This is a genomic window from Cytophagia bacterium CHB2, assembly GCA_030263535.1.
GTDB lineage: Bacteria > Zhuqueibacterota > Zhuqueibacteria > Zhuqueibacterales > Zhuqueibacteraceae > Coneutiohabitans.
Window position 1 is genome coordinate 1 of the sequence record SZPB01000405.1, and the last position, 5,457, is coordinate 5,457.

Sequence of the window (5,457 nt, forward strand, 5' to 3'; positions counted from 1 at the left end):
CCCCCTCGTGGGGCATTGTTGCAACCGCGAATTTCATGGCTTCAACAGCCGCCCACAAGGGGCGGGGACTACAAAACCTGTTCATCCAAATAAAAAACGCTGTAATGGCCTGTACCGATTTTCGCACAAGCTGAAAAGCGAAGCTCTTCGTGCAGCTTTGAAGACTTTGCCCGCAAAAGTAGAACTGCCACAGAAAGAAAAAAGCTTTTTCTGTGGGATTTCATTTCAGTGGGCGCAACACTTTCAGAATTCTATTCTAACTTTGAAAAGCTGATTGCCACAACCAGGCCCGTGTCACGGTCATGAAGAAAAATCTTCTAAAAATTTTGCGCGCCCTGCTTGCCGCCAAAATCATCTTCAGCCTGCTGATGGCGCTGCCGCCCATGGGCGAATGCCTGGCGCTTGCCAATTCTCAAAACGCCGGCCTTGATCTTCAGTTCAAAGTGGTGTTTGCGAGTAACGACGGGTTTGCCTCCGGCGTTGTCAACTTCATTCCGAAGCTTAGCCACGAAATCACGCAGGGCTTGAGCAAATGGGTGGAGTCAAGTTACATTGCCTTGAATGACCGCATCGTTTTGTTGGATGAAGTCAAGCGCTTCGTCGAATTCAGCGATTATATGTACGCCAACGACTATCCCCTCAATTTCCTCTTACTCTCTTGTCGCCAGCCTGCGCGCGAACATTCTTCTGCCGGCTGATCCATTCTCCGCCTCCTCAAAACCATCCAACAACGTGATTGTCAACTGGTCTTGCCATAAGGCCGGTTTGTGCCATTTTCATGGTGTGAGGGACGGCTGAATCTTCAGTAGCGTGTAGCGTTGGGAGCGCCATTAAAATAACATACCCATTTCCTGCAACCGCTAATCAACGCGAATGGACGCTGACATATTTCTAATTTGCGTTTACTAGCGTTCATTCGCGGTTCGAGATGTGGGAAAGTTATTTATTCTGATTCCTTGCAAAAATTTACCCAAAATCTCAGGAGTTTTCTATGTCTATCAAAATTCAGGATGACGGTCAAAATTTCGTGATCAATCGCTCAGCGATTCCGAGCCGCGCAGCAAAACAGTTAAAGAGCCTTGCGCAACTCTTTGCCGCCGAACAGCGCAGGCTTTTCGTCAAGAAACTTTTTGCCGGTGAAACAGCGCCTTTTGAACAATTGTGCAATATGCTGGAACCGGCAGCGGATTGGCGCGAGGCTCACCGCATACTCGAGGAGTACTGGAAAACCTATCGCATTAATCCCATGCAGAAAGAAGCCCGGCTGCTCTCTAATCTGGTGTATCAACGGTATTTTCCCAATGATGCGCGGGCATAACTGCGCCAAGCATGTTGCGGCTTAGCGCCAATGCGGACTTGTATGATTTGCTTCTGTACCAACGGCGGGCATGCAAATGCGCGTGCCCGCACGATTCTGCCCGTGAGCGGTGCTGCCAGTTCTCAATAAAATAACGCTTCCGCTCACCGCGGGGCGATCGTTTCAGGCGGACAGAACAGTTTTCTGAGCTAAAAGGAGGTGAGGATGGAACGATTCATCAGTGTGCTGGGCATGCTTGCCATGATTGGTGTTGCCTACGCCATGTCGTATGACCGGCGCCGTTTCCCGTGGCGCGTGGTGCTGTGGGGCACGGCGCTGCAATTGTTTTTTGCGTTTTTCATACTCGGGACCGGCGCCGGTAAAATCGTGTTTCAATGGACGGGCGACAAGGTTGCGGCATTCCTGAATTTTACCAGATACGGCACGGAATTTCTGTTCGGCAATCTCGTCAAGCCGGAATACCAAAACACCTTTGGCTTCCAATTCGCCTTTGCGGTTTTGCCGACCATCATCTATTTCTCCGCCGTGATGTCGATTCTCTATCATCTCGGCATCATGCAAAAAATCGTGGAGGGCATTGCCGTGGTGATGTCGAAAACCATGGGCACCAGCGGCGCCGAGTCGCTATCGTGTTCGGCAAATATTTTTGTGGGACAAACCGAAGCGCCGTTGTTGATCCGGCCGTTTGTGGCAAAAGCAACGAACTCGGAGTTGATGGCCATCATGTGCGGCGGCTTTGCAACGATAGCGGGCGGCGTGATGGCGGGCTACATCTTGATGGGCATTCCGGCCTCGCACATTCTCGCGGCGAGCGTGATGTCTGCGCCCGCGGCGCTCGTCATGGCGAAAATCATTTTGCCGGAGAAAGAAGAGCCGGTAACGCGCGGCCACGTCAAAGTGCCGCCGGAAAAAGTTGCGGGCGATGTGATTGAGGCCGCGGCGATTGGCGCAGCAGACGGCATGAAGCTCGCCGTCAACGTCGGCGCGATGCTGCTCGCGTTCATCGCCATCATCGCGGTGATCAACGCGGGCATGGGTATCATTCATCATGCCCTGGCGGCGATCGGTTTTCCCTATTTCCCCGGCGAGCTGCGCATTCTGTTCGGTTGGATATTCTCGCCGCTGGCGTGGCTCATGGGCGTGCCGTGGCAAGATTGTTTGGCGTTCGGCAATTTGCTCGGCACGAAAATTTCGATCAACGAGTTCATCGCTTATAAAGATCTTTCCGAATTGATCAAAACCGGCGGTATGAGTGCGCGCGCCAACGTCATCGCCACGTACGCGTTATGCGGCTTCGCAAATTTTTCTTCGATTGCCATTCAAATCGGCGGCATCGGCGGCATGGCCCCGGAGCGCCGCGGCGATCTCGCCAAACTTGGCCTGCGCGCCATGTTCGGCGGCGCGCTGGCAAGCTGGATGACCGCGGCCATTGCAGGCATGTTGGTTTGAATTTTTGTTTTAATCCCGACGCGGTTTGAAATCAAATCTCAATGAGACGGAACCGAATTTCTACGAGATCCCGCTTTTCACCATCAAAGCAAAGTCGAATGGAGTCATCTCATGTCACTCTCTGCCTGGATCACCATGTTGTCTTCTTGGGCCATTATCTCGATTTACACGATTTACTTTTTTATGAAGGTGTTGAAGACGCCGCAAAAGATGGATGACAACGAGTGAACGTGAACGTTCATCAACTAGGGCGCTGTTCTCCACGCGGACTATCGCATTGGTTTTGTCGTTCAAAATCGACAGTGGAAGCCCGGTCTTCCCGAAAAAGCGCTTGTAAAATGAGCTATTCAAGGCTATATTTCCATTCTATTTTTGCAGTGTTTTCTACAACACACGATCAGCTCGTTCGATGCAACAAATCAGTTTAGCATCTTGGTAAAACCTCATCAATTCTGAAGGAGGACTCGTGCAGGATATTTTGATTCCAGGGGCGGCCAGCTTGCTGGCGCTCGGCTTCGTGGTGTACCTTGCCATGGATGTGTTGCGCAAGAATCCGGGCAACGAGCGCATGGTGCAGATTTCGCAAGCGGTGCAGGTTGGAGCCAAAGCCTTCTTGCGGCGTGAATATCTTTATGTCTCCGCGTTTGTGCTCGTGATCGCGGCTCTCATTGCCGCCACGCCTTTGTTTGCGCCCAACGTCAGCCTGAACTGGCAAACCTCGGTGGCGTTTATCTTGGGCGGCGTGGCCTCGGCGATTGCGGGCTATATCGGCATGAGCATCGCAACGCGCGCCAACTCGCGCACAACGCAAGGCGCGGTAGACGGCGGCTTGAAAGGCGCATTGAGCGTCGCGGTTTCCGGCGGTGCGGTGATGGGCATGAGCGTCGTCGGTGTGTCTTTGTTGGGTCTTTGCATTGTTTATGTTATGTTTAACGGCGTTCCGGAGATTGTGAACGGTTATGCCATGGGTGCCAGTCTCGTCGCGCTGTTTGCGCGCAGCGGTGGCGGCATTTTCACCAAAGGCGCGGACATGGGCGCTGATCTGGTCGGCAAAGTCGAAGCCGGCATTCCTGAAGACGACCCGCGCAACCCGGCGGTGATTGCCGATAACGTCGGCGACAACGTCGGCGACGTGGCCGGCCTCGGCGCCGATTTGCTCGAATCCTATGTTGAATCCATCATCGCGGCCATGGCCATTGCAGCAGGCGTCGGCTTGGCGTCATTGAGTTTAATTCCGTTGCAAATCGCCAGCGTTGGCATTGTGGCTTCGATACTCGGCATTCTGTATGTGAAAATCACCGGCCGGGGCAATCCGCAAAGCGCGTTGATGGGCGGGTTATATGTCAGCGCCGGCCTCACCGCGCTGGGCACATATTTCATCGTGCAACATCATAATGTCGTGTATGAAAATCATGGCGTGATGGGCCCGTTCTGGGCGACGATTGCGGGCGTGGTTTCCGGCGTGATTATCGGCTTCACGAGCGAATATTACACCTCTTCGAAATATAAACCCGTCAAAAATCTCGCAGATGAATCACAAAGCGGCCCGGCCATCACCGTGACCGGCGGCCTGGCTCTAGGCATGGCCTCTACCGCCGTTCCCGTGATTGTTCTAGCGATTGCACTGATCGTTTCGCATGAGCTTGCGGGTATTTACGGCGTTGCGCTTGCGAGTCTCGGCATGCTCGCCACCACGGGCATGGTGGTTGCCGTTGACAGCTATGGCCCGATCGCCGACAACGCCGGTGGCATCGCGGAAATGGCGCATCTCGATCCGGGCGTGCGCAAAATCACCGACAGCCTCGACTCGGTTGGCAATACCACTGCAGCGATCGGCAAGGGCTTTGCCATCGGCTCCGCCGCGTTTGCGGCAATGGGTTTGATCGTGGCTTACATGCACACGGTGAAATTGCAATCCGCCGATCTGCAGGACCCCAAAGTGCTCGCCGGCGTCATCATCGGCGGCATGCTGCCCTTCTTCTTTTCGTCGATGTTGTTCAAAGCCGTGAGCAAAGCCGCGTTCAAAATGATCGAAGAAGTGCGCCGGCAATTCCGTGAGATTCCCGGTTTGCGCGAAGGCAAGGCCATGCCCGATTCGGCCAAGTGCGTTGACATCAGCACGGTGGGCGCAATTAACGGCATGTTGCTGCCCGGCGCGCTGGCGATTTTGTCCCCGGTGATCATCGGCCTCACACTCGGACCCGGTGCGCTCGCCGGCCTGCTGCTCGGCGCGTTGGTGACTGGCGTCATGCTCGGCATTCAAATGGCGAACAGCGGCGGCGCTATGGACAATGCCAAAAAATATGTCGAAGAAGGCCACTACGGCGGCAAAGGTTCGGATACGCACAAAGCCACGGTTATTGGCGACACGGTGGGCGATCCCTTGAAAGACACGGTCGGCCCCTCGATCAACATTCTGATCAAATTGATGGCGGTCATTTCATTGGTGCTGGCGCCGTTGTTTATGGAATGATGATGCGGCGGCCGCCTACAACCATCTTTTCAGGATGATTTCCCTTACTGGATCACCAAGGGCTGCGAACCGTGTGTTCGCGCCCTTTTTTATTAAGGATTGTCGATTAAATAACCTGCCCAAATCTCAAACCGCGAATGCACGCCAATAAACGCGAATTTTAAAATTAGCGGATATTCGCGTTTATTGGCGGTTCCCCAAATGAGTAAGTTATTTA

Annotated in this window: 4 protein-coding genes; all 4 read left to right on the forward strand. The window is 53.7% G+C overall.

Features of this window, described 5'->3' with window-relative positions; translation table 11 throughout:
* Positions 1 to 302: 302 nt before the first annotated feature.
* The 4 genes from FBQ85_25985 (at position 303) to FBQ85_26000 (ending at position 5,240) form a co-directional block, all read left to right on the forward strand.
* Positions 303 to 698 (forward strand): hypothetical protein, encoded by a 396-nt coding sequence (locus tag FBQ85_25985; protein ID MDL1878583.1) that lies wholly within the window; start codon positions 303 to 305, stop codon positions 696 to 698.
* Between the two features lie 293 nt (positions 699 to 991).
* Positions 992 to 1,318 carry a hypothetical protein gene (locus FBQ85_25990; GenBank protein MDL1878584.1) on the forward strand — a complete coding sequence of 109 codons (327 nt, stop codon included), beginning with the start codon at positions 992 to 994 and terminating at the stop codon, positions 1,316 to 1,318.
* A 204-nt stretch (positions 1,319 to 1,522) separates the two neighbouring features.
* On the forward strand, positions 1,523 to 2,767 hold the full coding sequence (locus tag FBQ85_25995; protein ID MDL1878585.1) for a NupC/NupG family nucleoside CNT transporter: 1,245 nt from the start codon (positions 1,523 to 1,525) through the stop codon (positions 2,765 to 2,767).
* A gap of 466 nt (positions 2,768 to 3,233) precedes the next feature.
* Positions 3,234 to 5,240 carry a sodium-translocating pyrophosphatase gene (locus FBQ85_26000; GenBank protein MDL1878586.1) on the forward strand — a complete coding sequence of 669 codons (2,007 nt, stop codon included), beginning with the start codon at positions 3,234 to 3,236 and terminating at the stop codon, positions 5,238 to 5,240.
* Positions 5,241 to 5,457: the final 217 nt, after the last annotated feature.